Origin of the sequence: Gloeotrichia echinulata CP02, from assembly GCA_038087035.1 — a bacterium.
Lineage (GTDB): Bacteria > Cyanobacteriota > Cyanobacteriia > Cyanobacteriales > Nostocaceae > Gloeotrichia > Gloeotrichia echinulata.
Window position 1 is genome coordinate 390,843 of record CP051187.1, and the last position, 18,124, is coordinate 408,966.

At 43.2% G+C, this 18,124-nt stretch carries 20 protein-coding genes and 1 riboswitch; of the genes, 13 read left to right on the forward strand and 7 right to left on the reverse strand.

The genetic code is table 11. The features are described from left to right. Positions 1–27: 27 nt before the first annotated feature. Positions 28–1,152 (forward strand): transposase, encoded by a 1,125-nt coding sequence (locus HEQ19_01760; GenBank protein WYL98437.1) that lies wholly within the window; start codon positions 28–30, stop codon positions 1,150–1,152. 58 nt (positions 1,153–1,210) lie between these two features. Here HEQ19_01760 and HEQ19_01765 read toward each other — a convergent pair whose 3' ends face one another. Next, on the reverse strand, positions 1,211–2,941 hold the full coding sequence (locus HEQ19_01765; protein WYL98438.1) for a PAS domain-containing sensor histidine kinase: 1,731 nt from the start codon (positions 2,939–2,941) through the stop codon (positions 1,211–1,213). Between the two features lie 342 nt (positions 2,942–3,283). On the opposite strand from HEQ19_01765, the gene HEQ19_01770 reads away from it, so the two are divergent. Beyond that, positions 3,284–3,484 carry a hypothetical protein gene (locus tag HEQ19_01770; protein WYL98439.2) on the forward strand — a complete coding sequence of 67 codons (201 nt, stop codon included), beginning with the start codon at positions 3,284–3,286 and terminating at the stop codon, positions 3,482–3,484. On the opposite strand, the gene HEQ19_01775 is transcribed toward HEQ19_01770, so the two are convergent. Further along, positions 3,453–4,043, reverse strand: a complete 591-nt coding sequence (locus HEQ19_01775) for an rRNA large subunit pseudouridine synthase E (protein ID WYL98440.1) — start codon at positions 4,041–4,043, stop codon at positions 3,453–3,455. The genes HEQ19_01770 and HEQ19_01775 overlap by 32 nt on opposite strands. Positions 4,044–4,154: 111 nt before the next feature. Between HEQ19_01775 and HEQ19_01780 the strand changes: the two genes are divergently transcribed. From HEQ19_01780 to HEQ19_01810, 7 genes are all read left to right on the forward strand, one after another. Beyond that, complete coding sequence (locus HEQ19_01780; GenBank protein ID WYL98441.1) at positions 4,155–4,922, forward strand: Uma2 family endonuclease; 768 nt, start codon at positions 4,155–4,157, stop codon at positions 4,920–4,922. A gap of 199 nt (positions 4,923–5,121) precedes the next feature. Continuing rightward, a riboswitch (TPP riboswitch) is annotated at positions 5,122–5,218 on the forward strand. Between the two features lie 6 nt (positions 5,219–5,224). Next, positions 5,225–6,598: a phosphomethylpyrimidine synthase gene (thiC, locus tag HEQ19_01785; GenBank protein ID WYL98442.1), complete on the forward strand. Its 1,374-nt coding sequence runs from the start codon at positions 5,225–5,227 to the stop codon at positions 6,596–6,598. 167 nt (positions 6,599–6,765) lie between these two features. Continuing rightward, a complete protein-coding gene (locus HEQ19_01790) occupies positions 6,766–7,179 on the forward strand; it encodes a hypothetical protein (protein WYM03201.2) in 414 nt (137 codons plus the stop codon). A gap of 152 nt (positions 7,180–7,331) precedes the next feature. Beyond that, on the forward strand, positions 7,332–8,243 hold the full coding sequence (locus tag HEQ19_01795) for a hypothetical protein (GenBank protein WYL98443.1): 912 nt from the start codon (positions 7,332–7,334) through the stop codon (positions 8,241–8,243). Between the two features lie 56 nt (positions 8,244–8,299). Then, on the forward strand, positions 8,300–8,482 hold the full coding sequence (locus HEQ19_01800; protein ID WZI67090.1) for a hypothetical protein: 183 nt from the start codon (positions 8,300–8,302) through the stop codon (positions 8,480–8,482). Between the two features lie 403 nt (positions 8,483–8,885). After that, complete coding sequence (locus tag HEQ19_01805) at positions 8,886–9,059, forward strand: hypothetical protein (GenBank protein WYL98444.1); 174 nt, start codon at positions 8,886–8,888, stop codon at positions 9,057–9,059. Positions 9,060–9,344: 285 nt separating this feature from the next. Then, complete coding sequence (locus HEQ19_01810; GenBank protein WYL98445.1) at positions 9,345–9,794, forward strand: transposase; 450 nt, start codon at positions 9,345–9,347, stop codon at positions 9,792–9,794. A gap of 507 nt (positions 9,795–10,301) precedes the next feature. On the opposite strand, the gene HEQ19_01815 is transcribed toward HEQ19_01810, so the two are convergent. Next, complete coding sequence (locus tag HEQ19_01815; GenBank protein ID WYL98446.1) at positions 10,302–11,201, reverse strand: ROK family protein; 900 nt, start codon at positions 11,199–11,201, stop codon at positions 10,302–10,304. 2 nt (positions 11,202–11,203) lie between these two features. On the opposite strand from HEQ19_01815, the gene HEQ19_30610 reads away from it, so the two are divergent. Beyond that, positions 11,204–11,329, forward strand: coding sequence for a hypothetical protein (locus HEQ19_30610; GenBank protein ID WZI67091.1), 126 nt, complete (start codon positions 11,204–11,206; stop codon positions 11,327–11,329). 150 nt (positions 11,330–11,479) lie between these two features. Here HEQ19_30610 and HEQ19_01820 read toward each other — a convergent pair whose 3' ends face one another. The 3 genes from HEQ19_01820 to trxB form a co-directional block, all read right to left on the reverse strand. Continuing rightward, entirely contained in the window at positions 11,480–11,647 is a 168-nt protein-coding gene (locus HEQ19_01820; protein ID WYL98447.1) for a hypothetical protein, read from the reverse strand. A 101-nt stretch (positions 11,648–11,748) separates the two neighbouring features. Beyond that, positions 11,749–12,645, reverse strand: coding sequence for an ABC transporter permease (locus HEQ19_01825; protein WYL98448.1), 897 nt, complete (start codon positions 12,643–12,645; stop codon positions 11,749–11,751). A 208-nt stretch (positions 12,646–12,853) separates the two neighbouring features. Further along, positions 12,854–14,227, reverse strand: a complete 1,374-nt coding sequence (gene trxB, locus HEQ19_01830; GenBank protein WYL98449.1) for a thioredoxin-disulfide reductase — start codon at positions 14,225–14,227, stop codon at positions 12,854–12,856. Positions 14,228–14,413: 186 nt separating this feature from the next. On the opposite strand from trxB, the gene HEQ19_01835 reads away from it, so the two are divergent. From HEQ19_01835 to HEQ19_01845, 3 genes are all read left to right on the forward strand, one after another. Then, the gene (locus HEQ19_01835) at positions 14,414–15,580 is read left to right on the forward strand and encodes a transposase (protein WYL98450.1); all 1,167 of its coding nucleotides are present in this window, start codon (positions 14,414–14,416) and stop codon (positions 15,578–15,580) included. Positions 15,581–15,697: 117 nt separating this feature from the next. Then, positions 15,698–16,378 (forward strand): HEAT repeat domain-containing protein, encoded by a 681-nt coding sequence (locus HEQ19_01840; GenBank protein ID WYL98451.1) that lies wholly within the window; start codon positions 15,698–15,700, stop codon positions 16,376–16,378. A 71-nt stretch (positions 16,379–16,449) separates the two neighbouring features. Further along, entirely contained in the window at positions 16,450–17,016 is a 567-nt protein-coding gene (locus HEQ19_01845; protein WYL98452.1) for a phycobiliprotein lyase, read from the forward strand. A 376-nt stretch (positions 17,017–17,392) separates the two neighbouring features. On the opposite strand, the gene HEQ19_01850 is transcribed toward HEQ19_01845, so the two are convergent. Further along, positions 17,393–18,124 carry a hypothetical protein gene (locus HEQ19_01850; GenBank protein ID WYL98453.2) on the reverse strand — a complete coding sequence of 244 codons (732 nt, stop codon included), beginning with the start codon at positions 18,122–18,124 and terminating at the stop codon, positions 17,393–17,395.

Consider the following 18,124-nt stretch of genomic DNA (forward strand, 5'->3'; position numbering starts at 1 on the left):
GGCGTTAGCTTGTGGTAGACTACTAGCATGATTTCACTAAGGTTTAAGCTGTACGAACATAAACGGAATAAACACCTCAAGCGAATGATTAATGCTTCTGGGGTGATTTATAACCATTGCATCGCCCTTCATCGTCGGTACTACCGTTGGTGGGGGAAACACTTAAACTGCTCAAAGCTGCAATCCCATATTGCCAGGTTGAGAAAACGTAATTCTTTGTGGCAAACAGTAGGTTCTCAAGCAGTACAAGATATTTGTCAGCGCATTGATCAAGCCTACCAATTATTTTTTAAACATAATAAAAAAGGAGTTAGACCACCGGGATTCAAGAAGGTGAAGAAGTACAAATCCTTCACTCTTAAGCAAGCAGGTTATAAATTTTTAGGTGGCAACAGAGTAAAAATTGGTCTGCGTGTTTATGAATTTTGTCAGTCAAGAGAGATTGAGGGAACAGTCAAAACCTTAACTATTAAACGCACGACCTTGGGTGAATTGTTTATGGTCTTGGTTGTCGATGACGGTAACAAGAAAGAAGTTGAAGTTAAGACAGGTAAAATTGCTGGCTTTGATTTTGGGTTGAAGACATTCCTCACTTGTTCAGACGGCTCCAAAATTGAATCGCCCCAGTTGTTCAAGCAATCCATCAGCGCCATTAGAAAAGCCAGCAAACAGCATTCCAAAAAGTTAAAAGGCTCATCTAATCGTGAAAGAGCAAGGAAGAATTTAGTACGCAGATACGAGGATATTTCTCATCGTCGGCGTGATTGGTTTTGGAAGTTAGCTCATGAGCTAACTGATAAATTCGATATCCTCTGCTTTGAGACTTTAAACCTCAAGGGAATGCAGCGTCTTTGGGGTAGAAAAATATCAGACTTAGCTTTTGGCGAGTTCCTGCAAATTCTCGAATGGGTTGCCAAGAAAAAGAACAAGTTGGTTGTTTTCATCGACCGATGGTATCCCAGTAGTAAGACTTGTTCCCACTGCGGACATGTTTTAGAAAATATTGATTTGTCAGTTAGAGAGTGGCGTTGTCCATCCTGTCAATCAGTTAATGGGAGGGACGAGAACGCCGCACGTAATATTCAAATGGTTGGGGCATCAACCATTGGGTTAGGTAATGTAAGACTGGCTCTGCCTGCTATTGCTATTTGACCCCAGAATCCCCACCCTTGAAGGGTGGGGAGTATGTCAATCATGGACAATCTACCCATCACGTCTCATTACCCACAGCCAGTTGGATGGTAAAACAGGTACGGTTTGACCCACTTTCAACCTCGATTGTTCCTCCTAAATACTTGGTGAGTTTTTGTACTAACGCCAGTCCTAATCCTGTACCACCTTGCTTCCAAGGGTCATTGCTGGGGATGCGGTAGAATTTGTCAAAAATACGTGATAATTCTGAGGTAGGGATTTCCACACCAGAATTAATCACTTGGAAGAGGATATTGTGAGATTTTAATTGGGCGGAAACGGTGATTTCTGCATCTGGAGGGCTGAATTTAGAAGCATTGGTGAGCAATTCAATCAAAATGCGTTCTAGACTAAATAGATCACAGGCAAGTGGGGGAAGATTAGGAGCGACGCTGAGGCGCAAGGTTTGGTGACAGTAATGAGGATGGCGTGCTTTAAATAGCTCTACCACGCGCCAAAGCCATTGCTGTACGTGAATTTTTTCTAAGACCAAGGGTTTAGCCCCTGCATCCAGTCGTTGTAAATCAAGAAAATTACTAATGAGATTGATTTCGCGATCGCACTCATTGTTTAAAATTTCAAAATAGCGATATGCTTTTGAGCGTTCAGGTTGTGGCTTCTCTATTTGGGCTAAAAAGTTTTGCTCTCGGTCTAGTGCGATTCCTAACATTTGAATCGCCATTTTCATATTAGTTAGTGGCGTGCGTAGTTCATGAGATACTGTACTGAGAAATTCATCTTTGAGGCGATTTAGGCATTCTATTTCCTCTAACTGCGCTTGCACCGCCGCTTGACTTTGCTTGAGAGAAACTTCCGCTAATTTGCGCTCAGTAATATCAATACAGCACCCAATATAACCAGCAAACTCGCCGCTGGGCATAAATCTCGGAATTCCAGTATCTAAAATCCAACGATATTCCCCATCATGACGCTTGAGCCGATATTCAATCTCATATTTCGTGCGGGCATGAAAAGCAGAATAGTACATTTCCTCACAGAAACTCTGCTCTTGTGGATGCACTCCTTTGAGCCAACCTAACCCTTGCTGCTGGTCTATACTGCTTCCAGTAAACTTTAACCAAGATTGATTAAAAAAAGTAAACAGTCCGTCACATCCTGCCATCCACATCATCACTGGTGCAGTATTAGCCATAGTATGAAAGCGTTGTTCACTTTCTCTCAAAGCATCTTCAGCCTGCTTATGAGCAGTGATATCCTCACACACCATCAAAATTACCGGATTTTTTCGCGGACACTTTTCCGTCGGGTCCGCCTGTGGAAGATAGTGTCCGTCTGCACCAGGCAATAACCGCGCCACCACCTTTACCCATACAATATTACTGGCAGGGCAATCTAAACGAAATTCCCAATTGGCAATTCCATTCTTCGGTGAAGCTCTTAATAGGCTCATAAATGCATCAGATAATTTTTGTTTATCTGAGCGGACAAATAAATTAAAAATCGACTGATTGATCAATTCACTAGGGGTATAACCAAGAGAGTTTGCACCGCTTTGGTTTACCGACAAAATTATTCCTGTCGTATCCAAACTGAAGTAAACAGAAGGGATATTTTCATAAAGCCGCCGATACCACTGGAGTTCCTCTTGGGTACGGCGCAGGGTCTCTGTAGAGCAATTTTCCAAATCGGGGGATCGTTCAGGCACAAGTTCCAACCGTGCAGGCGTTGGAGACAATATATCTTGTTGTTGTCGAGTGTCATGCCAGATCGATTGCTGATTACGGCTCATAAGAATTAAGCTTGCACCCAAGGGCTGATGTGAACAAGGCAGGAATAAAAGAAGATTATTATACTGCTTTTGGCGAAATTTGTGACAAAGGTGCAAATAAAAACTTCTGCCAACAAAATAGATGATTTTTTTGGTTTTTTAATTGATAGGTTAAAACAGCAGGTGGTAAATCTTTACCGATCTACTTACTTCGGATTTTAATAGCAAACAGTGAAATATTAGATGCGGGGTCTAAGCATCTAAATCCGGAAAATTTTGCTTGCTAATCTCTGTAAATTCAATAAGTAATAATACTTATTGTTAAATACCTGCTCCGGTAAATCTTTCAACAAACACAGGGGATTGGGGATTGGGGATTGGGGATTGGGGATTGGGGATTGGGGATTGGGGATTGGGGACACTTCGACAAGCTCAGTGCATCGCTGGGGACTGGGGACACTTCGACAAGCTCAGTGCATCGCTGGGGATTGGGGATTGGGGATTGGGGATTGGGGACAACAGTTAACTGTCATCAATTTTTCGGCAAATTATGCAGCAATTTGACTTCCGAGGGTGTGAGGTCACGCCACTCACCTAGCTGTAGATCATCTAATTTTAGATGGGCTATGCTTACTCTGACCAATCGCAAAGTCGGAAACCCTACAGATGCAGTCATCCGCCGCACCTGTCGGTTTTTTCCTTCAGTCAAAGTCATTTCTAACCAAGCTGTCGGGACATTTTTGCGAAATCGAATTGGCGGATTTCGTTCAGGTAGGGCGGGTTCTGCTGATAATAGCCTTACTTGTGCTGGTCGAGTACAGTAATCTTGAATTTGCACACCTATTTGCAACTTCTTTATAGCATCTTCATCAGGAATGCGTTCTACCTGCACCCAGTAAGTACGTTTATGTCCAAATCGCGGGTCAGAAAGGCGATGCTGTAGTTTTCCGTTATTCGTCAGCAGCATTAATCCTTCACTGTCCCAATCCAAACGCCCCACAGGATAAACATCGGGAACCTGGATATAATCTTTCAGGGTAATTTGGGTGGGGGTGTCTTGGGTAAATTGGCTGAGGACGCCATAGGGTTTGTAGAAAATAATATATCTAAGGTCATTTGTCATTTGTCATTGGTCATTTTTCATTTGTCATTACTCCCCTTCCCCATCGTCCCATCGCGCTCTCTTCAGCTTAAAATATATACAAATGAGTCTTCAACCAAGCGCCCAAGTTCTATGACCCTTGCTAAACCTTCTGAACTAGGCATTACCCATCTTCCCGACCATACCGAGTTACCAGAGTCAGACGGAAATTTCGTGAAAAATTTTCAAGAACATCCCCAAAGTCTCCTGCTCACTGACTCAATTACAGAGCGATTGCAGGAATTACATCCTGATAACCAATACAGTATTGGTCAAGATTCTGGTATCTACTGGCGTTTAACAGACCCCCCAGAAAGAGGCGCCGAAGCACCCGATTGGTTTTATGTACCAAATGTATCACCGCTTTTGAATGGTCAATTTCGCCGTTCTTATGTTTTATGGCAAGAATACGTAGCACCATTAATTGTCTTAGAATTTGTATCTGGTGATGGCTCAGATGAACGAGATAAAAATCCTCTAAAGGGGAAATTTTGGGTGTATGAGCAAGCGATTCGAGTGCCGTTTTATGGTATCTATGAGTTTAGTAAAGCTTCAGTAGAGGTTTATCATTTAGTAGATGGTAAGTATCAATTACTGCCAGCAAATGAAAGAGGTCACTATCCCATTCCCCCAATGGGTGTGGAATTGGGTATTTGGCAAGGGCAATATAAAAACATGGAAGCTCCTTGGTTACGCTGGTGGGATGCTCAGGGGAATTTATTATTGAGTAGCGATGAGAAATCCCAACAATTATCATCTCAGTTAGAAGAAGTATCATCACAGTTAGAGCAAGAACAGCAAAAGGCTGAACGCTTGGCGCAAAGGTTGCGTCAGTTGGGGATTGAACCTGATGATGTGTAAGGAAAAAGAGTGCGATCGCATTTCGGGTTTCAAAGGGGCGATCGTCTGCCGCTGTAGGCATCGCTCTATTGTAGATTTACTAAATAAATTTATCGATAATCCCTATATATTCTGAAACATGAAAAAACAGCTTAATCCCCACATTCTCAGGAATTGTTAACACCCCTCCCCCTAGCCACAATCAAAGTGGTACAATAAATTTCCATGCTAGGGGTGCCTGAAATGCCAGGCTGAGATCACACCCTTAACACCTGAGTCTGGGTAATACCAGCGGAGGGAAGCTGTTTATCGAGGAATTCAATATGCGGACAGAATGGGTTGCGAAGCGGCGTGGACAGAGCAATGTTTCTCAAATGCACTACGCCCGTCAGGGTGTAATCACTGAAGAAATGCACTATGTCGCCCAGCGGGAAAATCTTCCTGCAGATCTCATTCGTGAGGAAGTGGCGCGGGGACGGATGATTATTCCTGCGAACATTAATCACACTAATTTAGAGCCGATGGCTATTGGCATTGCTTCTAAATGTAAAGTAAATGCGAATATCGGCGCTTCACCCAACTCTTCCAATCTTCAAGAAGAGGTTGATAAGCTGAAATTAGCGGTGAAATATGGTGCTGATACCGTCATGGACTTGTCCACAGGCGGCGGTAACTTGGATGAAATTCGCACCGCCATTATCAATGCTTCACCTGTTCCCATTGGGACAGTACCAGTTTACCAAGCTTTAGAAAGTGTCCACGGCACAATTGAAAAGCTGACACCCGATGACTTTTTGCACGTTATTGAAAAACACGCGCAACAAGGGGTAGACTATCAAACCATCCACGCGGGAATTTTGCTTGAGCATTTGCCCTTAGTCAGAAGCCGCATCACAGGTATTGTCTCTCGTGGTGGTGGCATTTTGGCGCGGTGGATGCTACATCACCATAAACAAAACCCACTTTACACCCACTTTGCCGACATCATCGAAATTTTCAAGAAATATGATGTTTCCTTCAGTTTAGGCGATTCCCTGCGCCCTGGCTGTACCCATGATGCCTCAGACGCCGCCCAATTAGCTGAATTGAAAACCCTCGGACAGCTAACCCGCAGAGCCTGGGAAGATAATGTACAGGTGATGGTAGAAGGTCCCGGACATGTCCCAATGGATCAAATTGAGTTCAATGTCCGTAAGCAGATGGAAGAGTGTTCTGAAGCACCTTTCTATGTATTGGGTCCATTGGTGACAGATATCGCTCCTGGTTATGACCACATCACTTCAGCCATTGGCGCGGCTATGGCTGGCTGGTACGGGACTGCCATGTTGTGCTATGTAACACCTAAAGAACATTTGGGATTGCCCAACGCCGAAGACGTGCGGAATGGGTTGATAGCCTACAAGATAGCAGCCCATGCGGCGGATATCGCCAGACATCGCCCAGGTGCCAGAGACAGAGACGATCAACTTTCCGAAGCTCGTTATAATTTCGACTGGAACCGTCAGTTTGAATTATCACTCGATCCGGAAAGAGCTAAGGAATATCATGATGAAACTTTACCAGCAGATATTTATAAAACTGCTGAGTTTTGTTCCATGTGTGGTCCCAAGTTCTGTCCCATGCAAACCAAAGTTGATGCTGATGCGTTGACAGAACTTGAGAAGTTCTTGGCGAAGGAACCTGTAGCGCAAGGTTAAGATAATTTTCCTTAAACATCGTTACAGCATTTCTCGACAAGCGTGACGTACACTCGTAGGGGCACGGCACTGCCGTGCCCCTACACCTTTCGGTATAATGTGTACCTCATCTTAATGGGAACTGGATGAGTAATATGGATCTACATCTTTTGAAGTGGACTAAAAACGTGAGAGACGATGATAAGTGGGCGTATTCACGATATAAAGTTCATGATCTATTCAAACTGGCTTGGAAAGATAGTGAAGATAATGCCCGTAAACCTGAAAAAGACGATTTGATTTTGCTCAGACAACGCGGATATGTCACTCATTTGGTAAGAGTTCTGGACTACAAGCCTAAACGTGAGGATTGGAAGGGTGATTATGATATCTACCGAATCGTTGAGGTATTTTGGACTATTGATTTTGTTAATCCACCCGCATCAGCAAAAGCAGACAAAATGTTTGATTATTCAGCGGTTCTCCATTATGAGGGTGGGAATGTGATGAAATTGGATGACTTGCCCACTTTTAAGAGTCGTTGGGATCATGACGGTGGTTTAAAAGGGTTTCAAACCCACATTCAGAGTTTATTGGAGTGATAGCTTTTAGAACTACATATAGCGCAACACATTCAGATTCGGTACAATATCATATCGCGATGTGTAGGGGCACGGCATTGCCGTGCCCCTACGAGTGTACCTAACTAGGGCGAGAAACGCTATACTTTATATAAAAATATTTTATTACTTAAATGACTCGTCAATCTCACGACCAATTTGCAAAAGAATATTTAGAGGAATTATTAACACCTCTAGGAACGATTAAAAAGAGCGAAAAAGTTAAAAGTGAAGTTCAAGAAATTGATGTGTGGTTTGAACCATTTCCTTCTCAAACTCAGGATAATCTACCTTTAGGTTTATTAGGAAAGATGGCGACGACTCAATGTTTATTTGAGCCTTTTCGCAATCCACCCTCCGAGGTAGAAATTCGCAGTTGTTTACTGAAATTATATGCTGTTCATGGAGATGTAGTCAGGAAAGCGAAACGGGAAGACAGAAATATTGCTGAAGCTGAATTACCCATTTTATGGATTTTAACACCAACCTTTTCATCCCGGATGATTGAAGGATTAGGTGCAAAAGAGACTGAAGAGAATTGGGTTAAAGGCGTTTATTTTCTTCCGAATATTTTCAAAACAGCAATAGTCGCTATTCATCAATTACCAGAAAATGAGGACACCTTATGGTTGAGAGTTTTGGGTAAAGGAGGAACACAGAAAAGAGCGGTAGAGGAGTTGATTGAACTACCAGAAAATAACCCTTTTCGAGAGAATTTGTTACTAATTTTAGCCGACTGGCGCAAGAATTTAGAATTGAGAGATAATTTAAGTAGGGAAGAAGAGGAAGTGATTATGAACTTATCACCAGCTTATTTACAACAAATAGAAGAGTGGAAGCAAGAAGGAAAGCAAGAAGGTAAGTTAGAAGGACAAATTTCAATGATAGCTTGTCTTCTGGAAGGGCGATTTGGTACTTTGGATTCTGAATTATCTGGTTTGGTGGGAAAGATTGCCGAAATTCCGATTTCAGAACGGACTCAGTTACTTCTTTCTTTGGGGAATTTATCGCGGGAGGAATTGTTACAAAGACTGAGTAAAGACTAAATTTTGAATATGGATTTTTTGGAGTTTATAGCCCTCAGATTAGCAATTTATAAAGAATGATGCTGCAAGACCATTTCCGCCCACCACTCTCAGTACGCCGTCACTGGCACGCATTTCATAACGCCTGGGCGACTTATATTGCATCTGATTTAAATGCTAAATTGCCAGAGGGCTACTTTGCGGAACCAAATGTACAATTTGGCATTGAAATTGATGTAGCTGCTTTTAGAATTAGATAATATTTATGAGCGTACTTGCCGAGAACAGCGAATTACTATTCACAGTGTTTAGCAGCCTCTACGAGTTGCATGTTTCACCAATCCCTATAAATGGAGGACATGTAGTTTTAGTAGGAGTAGGAGTAGGAGTATTCGTTGGATCTGGTTTTGATATCACATTTTCTGTTCGTAAATTGGACATTAACCCGGAAGGGAAAGATGATTTATACTCTAAAAATTTTTGGATAGAAATACCCCAATTGTCTCCATACTCTGGTGTAGGCTCCTTTGGTAGAGGCTCACAATTTGGATGATATTTTTTCTTACGACTGTAAGCATGAATGGCTATTAGACGACCATTATAGCGGTTATCAGTCCAGTGCAGTACACTAGGAGAGAGCAATTGTACTGATAACTGGTCGCTATGAAAGCCTACTCTATCGACTTGCGCCAGAAAATTGTTGATGCTTATGCCTGCGGTGACATTTCCCAACGAAAACTGGCGAAAAACTTTGGCGTCACCTTAAGTTTTGTGCAAAATTTACTCAAACGTGATGGCACCGCAAGCGCCGCAGGCATCGTGAATTGGGCACGATAGTCCCCAAGGTGCGGACTGAGCAGACGCCAACTTTCATTGAATGCCGAACAGCTAGAAATCCTGCGCCAATTGGTAATAGCACAGCCCGATGCGACGCTCGCGCGAATTGCGGGAACGACTTTACGAGAAAACAGAGGTCTTAATTGGGGTGGCCACGGTGAATCGGATGGTTCGTCGGAAACTTAACCTGAACCTCAAAAAAAAAGTCTCCACCCCACGAAAAAAGGCAGCGATGAAGTCCAGCTAGCGCGATTTGAGTACTGGAAACTTTTGAGGGGCATACCCGTGGAAAATCTGATTTTCTTAGATGAATCGGGGGTTAATCTGTCCTTCATTCGCAAATGTGCCCGCGCTTTATCAGGGGAACGGGCCTATGCTCCAAAGCCAAATCGCAAAGGGAAAAATGTCTCGGTGATTGGTGCCATTAGCTTGAAAGGACTGCTCACCCAGTGGAGTGGTTTAGGTTCTATCGACGCCTTGACCTTTGATGCCTTCATCGCTCAAAAGCTCGTACCCCAACTTTGGACTGGTGCAGTAGTGATCATGGATAACTGCTCGATCCATAAAAGTGATGAACTTGAAGCTTTGATCATCGCTGCTGGAGCTAGCCTCATTTATCTCCCCCCCTACTCCCCCGATTTTTCACCCATCGAGAACTGTTGGTCGAAGATTAAGAACATTCTGATACTTTTAACCGAGACATTTTCTGACATCAGAGATATCTTGAACATCTAAGTATAACATCACCAACAAAGTCAGTGAAGGTGGTATCCCACATTGCCTTAAGCAAACTTAAGGCTCTTTTTATCTGTTTGTTTGCGACACCGAGAACGCAACAACAACTCGCCTACGGCATATGTCTGACTTTCCCGTGCAAGCAATTTATAACTTTCTTAGCTATGGTCTGCTTGTGTCAAAAGACGGAGCCATGCTACTCGTCTTTATTCATTGTAGCACAAATACAGCAAAAAGTTCTAATTAGACATGACCAAAAATATCCGCTATGTCTGTAATGTCTAGCGATTTATCGTCCTATCTTTTGCTCCGTCGCATTGGCGCAAGGACATATCCTGATTTACTCAAGGCATTAGATGCGGCATTCGCAGAAGTGACTATAGAAAATTTAGTGGGTTGGTTTACTGACTGCTGCTACTGTACTTCATAAGACTGATAATCGCTATAAATAGACCATGCAGTAGGGGCGCAAGGCCTTGCGCCCTTACGAGGATCTTTAGTCATTGGTCATTCAACAACATCGACTACAGCCAAAGCCAACTTCGCCGCACCCAACATCCCCGCACCATTACCCAATTCTGCAGGCAATATTTGTAACCCCACCCGCGAAGTTGGCATGACTCGCTGCTCAATTTCTGCTTTCATTGTTGGTAAAAAAAACTCAAAACTGGCACTAACGCCACCACCAATCACTACAGCTTCCGGCGTTAGGACATAAATCAAACTCGTTAAACCAATACCTAAATCATTACCATATTCCTGCCAAAAAGTCAAGGCGGCGACATCTCCCGCTTGTGCCAAAGCGCCCAATTCAGCGGGTTCCTTACCGGTGCGGCGACGAATTGCTGTGGCTGAGGTATATTGCTCCAAAGAGCCTTGATTACCGCTATTACACTTGGGTCCTTTGGGATTGAAGGAGATTAAGCCTAATTCCCCCGCTGCGCCTTGATGTCCCGCAAATAGTTTACCATTGAGAATAATCGCGCCACCTACGCCAGTTCCCAAAGTTAGCAAAATTAGATTTTGGTAGTGACGACCAGCACCCAACCAAGCTTCTCCCAAACCCGCACAATTAGCATCGTTAGCCACAACCGTGGGTTTGCCAGTTTTGGCTTCTAACCAATCAGCCAAAGGCACATCATACCATCCTGGCAAATTGATAGCGACTTTGGCAATCCGTCCAGCCGCGTCAGGAGGGCCAGGAGTTCCAACACCAATTGCTAGAGTTTGACCATCTGAGTCAATTTGGGCGATCGCATCCACCAGCGCCGCAAACACCGCCTCTGGGGTCGCCGGTTGGGGAGTTGCTACACTCAAAGATTGTAGGCAAATTCCATCCTGATTGAATCGCCCCAGCTTAATTGCTGTTCCCCCCAAATCAATCCCAATTACTGACCTTATCACCACAATTGCAGATCCAACATATTTATTTTGTCATTTGTCATTTGTCATTTGTCATTTGTCATTTGTCATTTGTCATTGGTCATTTGTCATTTGTCATTTGTCATTTGTTATTTGTCATCCTTGACCCTTGACCCTAGACCCTTGACCCTTGACCCTTGACCCTTGACCCTAGACCCTAGACCCTAGACCCTTGACCCTTGACCCTTGACCCTTGACCCTTGACCCTTGACCCTTGACCCTTGACCCTTGACCCTTGACCCTTGACCCTTGACCCTTGACTATTAACTATTAAGTGATTTAATAATTCGCACATTAACCATTGAGTAAGAATTAAGGCTTGATGGTCCTGTCCAAACTGTGACTGGCGCACCTCGCAAAATCCCAGATAAGGCGACGGAAAGCATGAACCCACCAGCAGCAGCAGCAATTAAGGAAATGTTATCTTTCACAAAAAACTCTCAGTAATAAATACAATAGGTATTTTCATATCCACGGTCAAGAGTCCAGAATAATTACTTTTGACTCTTGACTTTTTACCGTTGACTCCTGACTACTTCCGGATACTATTTTGTCGCCGTAAACGGGGATTGACAAATTCATTTAACCCTTCACCAAGTAGTGATAACCCTACCACCATGATCGTCATCCCTAAACCAGGGAATAGGGTAGTCCACCAAATGCCTGTGGGTAGTGCTTCCAGAGCTTGTTTTAAATCATGTCCCCATTCTGGCACTTCTTCGGGAAGTCCTAACCCCAAAAAGCCCAAACCGCCTAAGACCAAAATTGCATCAGCAGCGTTGAGGGTGAATAGTACCGGTACACTTTGAATCACGTTGAAAAACAGATACCGTGAAAGTACCTGCCAAGTATTAGCACCCATTGCTTGGGCAGCTTCAATAAACACTTCTGTTTTAACGCTGACCGTGTGATTACGGACAACGCGATAGTATTGGGGAATGTAGGCAATACTAATAGCCAATGCAGCATTTAATATGCCACGCCCCACCACAAACGCCAAAGTTACTGACAGCAATAGCCCCGGCAAGGTGTAAATACTATCCATCAAAAACAGTAACACCTTATCCAATCTACCGCCAAGATAGCCACTCACCATACCCAAGGGTACACCAATCAGCATACTCAGCGCTGTCGCCAAAATCACCACTTGTAACGCAGCTTGGGCGCCAAACAAAGTGCGAGAAAATACATCATAACCCAGGCGACTGGTGCCAAACCAATGTTTATCTGAAGGTGCATCATGAATGGGGTTCGTGAGAAACTCTTTGGGGTTTTGCAGCCATCCCCAAGCCTGGAATACAGGGGCAAAAAACGCCAAGAAGATAAAAAACAGGGTAATTCCTAACCCAATCAGCATTAATCGCTGGGAAAGATTAGGATTTTGAGCAAAGCGTAAAAATGTTGGCAGTTGCCGTTTTGTCACCGTCATTAGCGATCGCCTGCATTGAGCAAGATACGCTGACCATTTTACCTACCAGATGATATCGCGCAAAGGCGCAAAGGCACAAAATTAGGATTGGGGATTGGAGTAATGAGTAATGAGTAATGAGTAATGAGTAATGAGTAATGAGTTATTATTCTCCCCATCTTCCCCAGTCCCCATCTTCCCCAGTCCCCAGTCGCCAGTCCCCAGTCCCTCAAAGATTACTTTGAATCAACTGGCGATACTCGCTCTTTTGCTTGACACCTTTGACTTCCTTCACCAGTTCCTTATTTTTAAACAATTGAACTGTCGGTGTTCCTGTTACACCGGCATTTTCGGCAATATCGCGGTCTTTGTCGATGTCAATTTCTACAAAGTGAATTTTGCTGTCAAATTCATCCACCACTTTGTTTAATATTGGCTTCAAGGTATGACAGGGGCCACATCCAGGAGCGACATATTTGACCAGGAGTAAGCGATCGCTTTGGTGGAATAATTTCCGTAAAGCGTAACCTCCCTCATGGCGTGTCGCTTGTAAGTCAAATTCAGCAGCTTGTTCAGTTTCGGTTTTCGTGGCTACTGGCTGACTTTCTAATTCATTCACAGCAGTTACTGGCTGTTGATGGAATTCTTGAATTAAAGCATTGGACGATAACCAGCGTTCTGCTAATAATGCGGCCGCACAGCCACTACCGGCGGCTGTAATTGCTTGGCGATATTCATGATCTTGCACATCGCCAGCTGCAAAAACGCCATCTACACTGGTTTCTGGTGAACCGTGCTTGGTGACGATGTAACCTACTTCATCTAGTTCTAGTTGTCCTTGGAATAAAGAAGTATTCGGAGTGTGACCAATGGCGTAGAATAAACCCTTTGCTTGCAGTTTACTCTCAACCCCTGTTTTGTTATTGCGGATTTTCAGTCCTTCCATGTGGCCGTTACCAAAAATATCTACGGCTTCGGTATTCCAATGTACCTGGATTTTGGGGTTACTCAAAACCCGGTCTTGCATGGCTTTAGACGCCCGCATTGTATCAGAACGTACCAACAAATTCACCTTAGAGCCATATTTGGTGAGGTAAATCGATTCTTCAGCCGCCGAGTCGCCAGCACCGATGACAGCTAGTTCTGCACCGTGGAAAATTGGTGTAGCACCATCGCAAATTGCACAGGCGGAAATTCCACGAGTCCAAAATGTTTGTTCATTAGGTAAACCCAAACGCTTTGCTGTCGCACCAGTGGCTATGACAATACTGTGGGTTTTAATTTCTCTTTCCTCGGAGCGGACAGTAAAAGGACGCTGACTCAAATCAACTGATATCACATCCTCAGTATATAACTCAGCCCCCCAGCGCTCCGCCTGTGCCTTCATCCGATCCATCAGTTCTGGACCGGTAATCCCTTGAGGAAAGCCAGGAAAGTTCTCGACTTCCGTCGTTGTCATCAGTTGACCACCAGGTAAACCCCCGGCTTGAAAGCCTTCAAATACAACGGGTTTGAGGTTAGCTCGTCCTGCATAAATGGCCGCTGTGTATCCTGCTGGACCTGAACCAATAATTACTAAGTTTTCTACTGTGGGGTTAGTCATGACAGTTGCACAAACTCATAACGACTACGCTTAGTATAGCATAACATAACTGATGGGCAACGCAAGCGATGGGTTAATCAACAGTAACTGAAAAGCTAACAATTACTACCAATTAATCACTTATGCTCCGACGCCAAATCATCTGCTATGAGTAACTACTTTGGCATTTGGCTGTAAAATACAATCATGATACTAGGATTCAAGACACAACTGAAGGTAAACAAACAACAACGTCTACTACTGGCACAACACGCAGGAGTAGCCAGACATGCGTGGAATCAAGGTTTAGCATTATGTCAACAGGTACTCATACATAATCGGACAAACCCTGATGAGAAAATTAAATTTCCTACAGCCATAGATTTACATAAATGGTTAGTAGCAGCAGTTAAATCTACCCATCCTTGGTATTATGAAGTATCAAAATGCGCTCCTCAGTACGCATTAAGATATTTGTCAGATGCCTTTAAATCTTTTTTCAACAAAGTTAAAGGGTTTCCCAACTTTAAGAAAAAAGGTAGAAATGATTCTTTTACATTAGATGGAGCAATTCACATAGACCATAAGAAGATAAGAGTTCCAGTAATTGGGTGGTTGAAAACCTATGAACTTTTATCGTTTGGATATAAACCAAAATCAGTCACAATCAGTAAACAAGCTAATAAGTGGTTTATTTCCTGGAAAATAGAATTAGAAACCAGCAAAACCCCGAAAAAGGAAGAATTTGTCGGAGTTGACTTAGGTATAAATCATCTGGCAATATTATCAACAACAGAAGTATTTGAAGGAGCAAAAAGTTATAAAAAGTCTGAGGAAAAACTAGCGAAAATGCAATACTTGAATCGGCATAAACAAGTGGGTTCAAGTAATTATAGAAAAACACAAATAAAAATAGCCAGACTACACCAAAAAATAGCCAACATTCGGAAAGACACATTACATAAAATCACCACCTATATCAGCAAAAACCACGCAGTCATAGGGATAGAAGATTTAAATGTATCAGGGATGTTAGCTAATGGTAAGTTGTCTAAAGCTATAGCTGATATGGGTTTTTATGAGTTTCGTCGTCAGTTAGAATACAAGACTCAACTATATGGGAGCAAGTTAGTCATTGTGGATAGATTTTATCCTAGTAGTAAAACTTGCTCTAGTTGTGGTGAGAAAAAATCATCTTTGTCACTGTCTCAAAGAGTGTTCCAGTGTGATAACTGCGGTTTTGAGTGTAATAGAGATTTGAATGCTGCTATTAATTTAAGAAAAGAAGCGGTGAGATTGACCGTGTTAGCCTGTGGACTGGATAGTGCCGACACTTCCAGGTTGAAGCAGGAAGAAAAAGCGGACATTTGTTAGCATTTGTTAGCTTTTTTGGATCGGAAAATACCTCCCCATCTCCCCATCTCCCCATCTCCCCATCTCCCCTTTAGCCTTGTTAAAGTAAAGATATGTAAAGAAATTTATCAGAAAAAAATGGCCGCTCTCAGCTTAGAACAAATTTCTGCTCAGTTAGAAAGTCCAAATTTGCGCGATCGCATGGTAGCCCTTGCCAATTTGCGTCATGTTTCCCCTGAAGATGCAGTACCTTTGATTAAAAAGGTGTTGGATGATGAATCTCTGCAACTGCGATCAATGGCAATATTTGCCTTGGGAATCAAACCAACGCCAGAATGTTATTCAATTTTGGTGAAAATTCTCGAAAATGACCCAGATTATGGTATAAGGGCTGATGCAGCTGGGGCTTTAGGATATTTGGGTGATGTCCGAGCCTTTGAGGTGCTGTCACGGGCATTTTATGAAGATACTGATTGGTTAGTACGCTTTAGTGTGGCAGTTGCTTTGGGTAATATTAAAGACCCCCGCGCCCATGATATCCTGATTGAAGCCTTAGATAGCAAAGAAGTTATATTACATCAAGCGGCGATCGCTGCCTTGGGAGAAATTAAAGACATCGAGTCTGTAGATCTGATCCTGCGGTTTGCTCAATCAGATGATTGGTTAGTACGCCAACGTCTGGCGGAAGCCTTGGGTAATCTTCCCACTCCCAAGAGTCTGTCAGCCTTGAAATACCTAGAAAAAGACAGCCACCCCAACGTTGCTGAAGCGGCGAGGATTTCCCGCCAACAGATGGAAACAACAAATAATCAAGTTTGAGATCCACTCCTTCTGCTACCTTTTAATAATAAGTGGGATTTTAAGCATTTAGATCCACGGTAATTTGATCCATGAATATTGAAGAGTTTTTTCAGATGAGTGCTGGTAAATGGTTGTCCCATCGTACTAGCCACCATTTACCCTTTAAGCAATCCGAAGATGGCAAGTCAGATATCCTGATTGAGATGCTGGCCGCCGAGCATCCAGAGGTGATCAAACTTTGTCAACAGTACGCAGTTGATCCTAGCTACGCTTCCTGTGGTGCTAAAGTTACTTGGAATGCTACAATGGAAAGGGATAAACAAAAACACTCTGGATCTAGTGTGTTAGTTTCCGTACCTGATGCGGGTAATCCAAACGAAGGTAAGTTACTCCATGAAAGAGGTTATGCTGGGAAAAGCGCAGTCGCCGGACGCTATAAGATAGGTAGCGATGAAGCCTTGACGCTAATCACAGAGTATGAATCCATGTGGTCTGAAGAACGTCTGTGGTTTGCAAGTCCGAATTTGCGAATGCGCGTGAGAATTCTCAAACCTTTTGACGGCTTTAGTATGGCTTCCTTCACATCCGAGATTCGCATGGGTGGTAGTCCAGCAGCGGCGAAAGTCTCAGATGCGCCTAATTCAGCATCGAGTTAGTTTTAACTGTTGACGCTTAATTGTCAACAGTTAAGTTGTTATTTTTATTTTTTGGACTTCCCTAGGGGTCTGTCCCATTCAATTTGAAGGGTTGTTCGTAGTTGCGCTTCCCTAGGGGAAAGCTCCGCTAATAGCGCTCTGACAGTCAAGAGCGCTAAAGCCCAACTACGAAAAAATCAGTTCACCCCTCAGAACTACTCCCTTCCCGCTAGAAGATTACCGTTCGCGGAGCGTCCCGTAGGGAAATAATTTTTAGCTCACGCAAAGGCGCATTCGCGGAGCGTCTGTCTTCGACACGCTACGCGAACGCAGAGAAGGCGCAAAGAAGGAAAATTATAGGTAATCTTAGACCGGGAAGGGAGTAATGACTGGAGTACTAGGGTCTTGTTGATGGACCCCTTCTGTCACTCTTAGTCCTTGGTTTGTTAGCGTCTAATAGCTGTGTTAGGCGATTTTCAAGATTTGCAGTTCCTTTGACCAGATTTTCTACCTGGGTTTTTACAGTTTCCAATCCTTCTAATTTCTCACCTAGCGCTTGTAACTTTTCCTGGTTAGTAGTGAGTTCAATATTGGTAGGATTTTGCTGAGGAATATTGTTACCTTCTTGGAACTGAACTAAGCGATTTTCTAAATTGGAAGTTCCTTGAATTAGACGCTCAACCTGATTTTGTACAGGGACAAATCCGTCTAATTTCTCGGCTATGGCTTGCAATTGACTTAATTGGATTTCAGTGTTACCTTGTACCAAATTAGTGATACTTTCTTGAGCTTGATTTTGAACTTCTACTAACTGAGTCAGGCGCTCTTCTAAATTTGCACTTCCTTGAATTAAAGACTGAACCTGATTTTGCACCGTTACAAATCCGTCTAATTTCTCGGCTACGGTTTGCAATTGTTCTAATTGGATTTCGGTTTTACCTTGTACCAAATTAGTGATACTTTCTTGAGCTTGATTTTGAACTTCTACTAACTGAGTCAGGCGCTCTTCTAAATTTGCACTTCCTTGAATTAAAGACTGAACCTGATTTTGCACCGTTACAAATCCGTCTAATTTCTCGGCTACGGTTTGCAATTTATCTAATTGGATTTCGGTTTTACCTTCCACCAA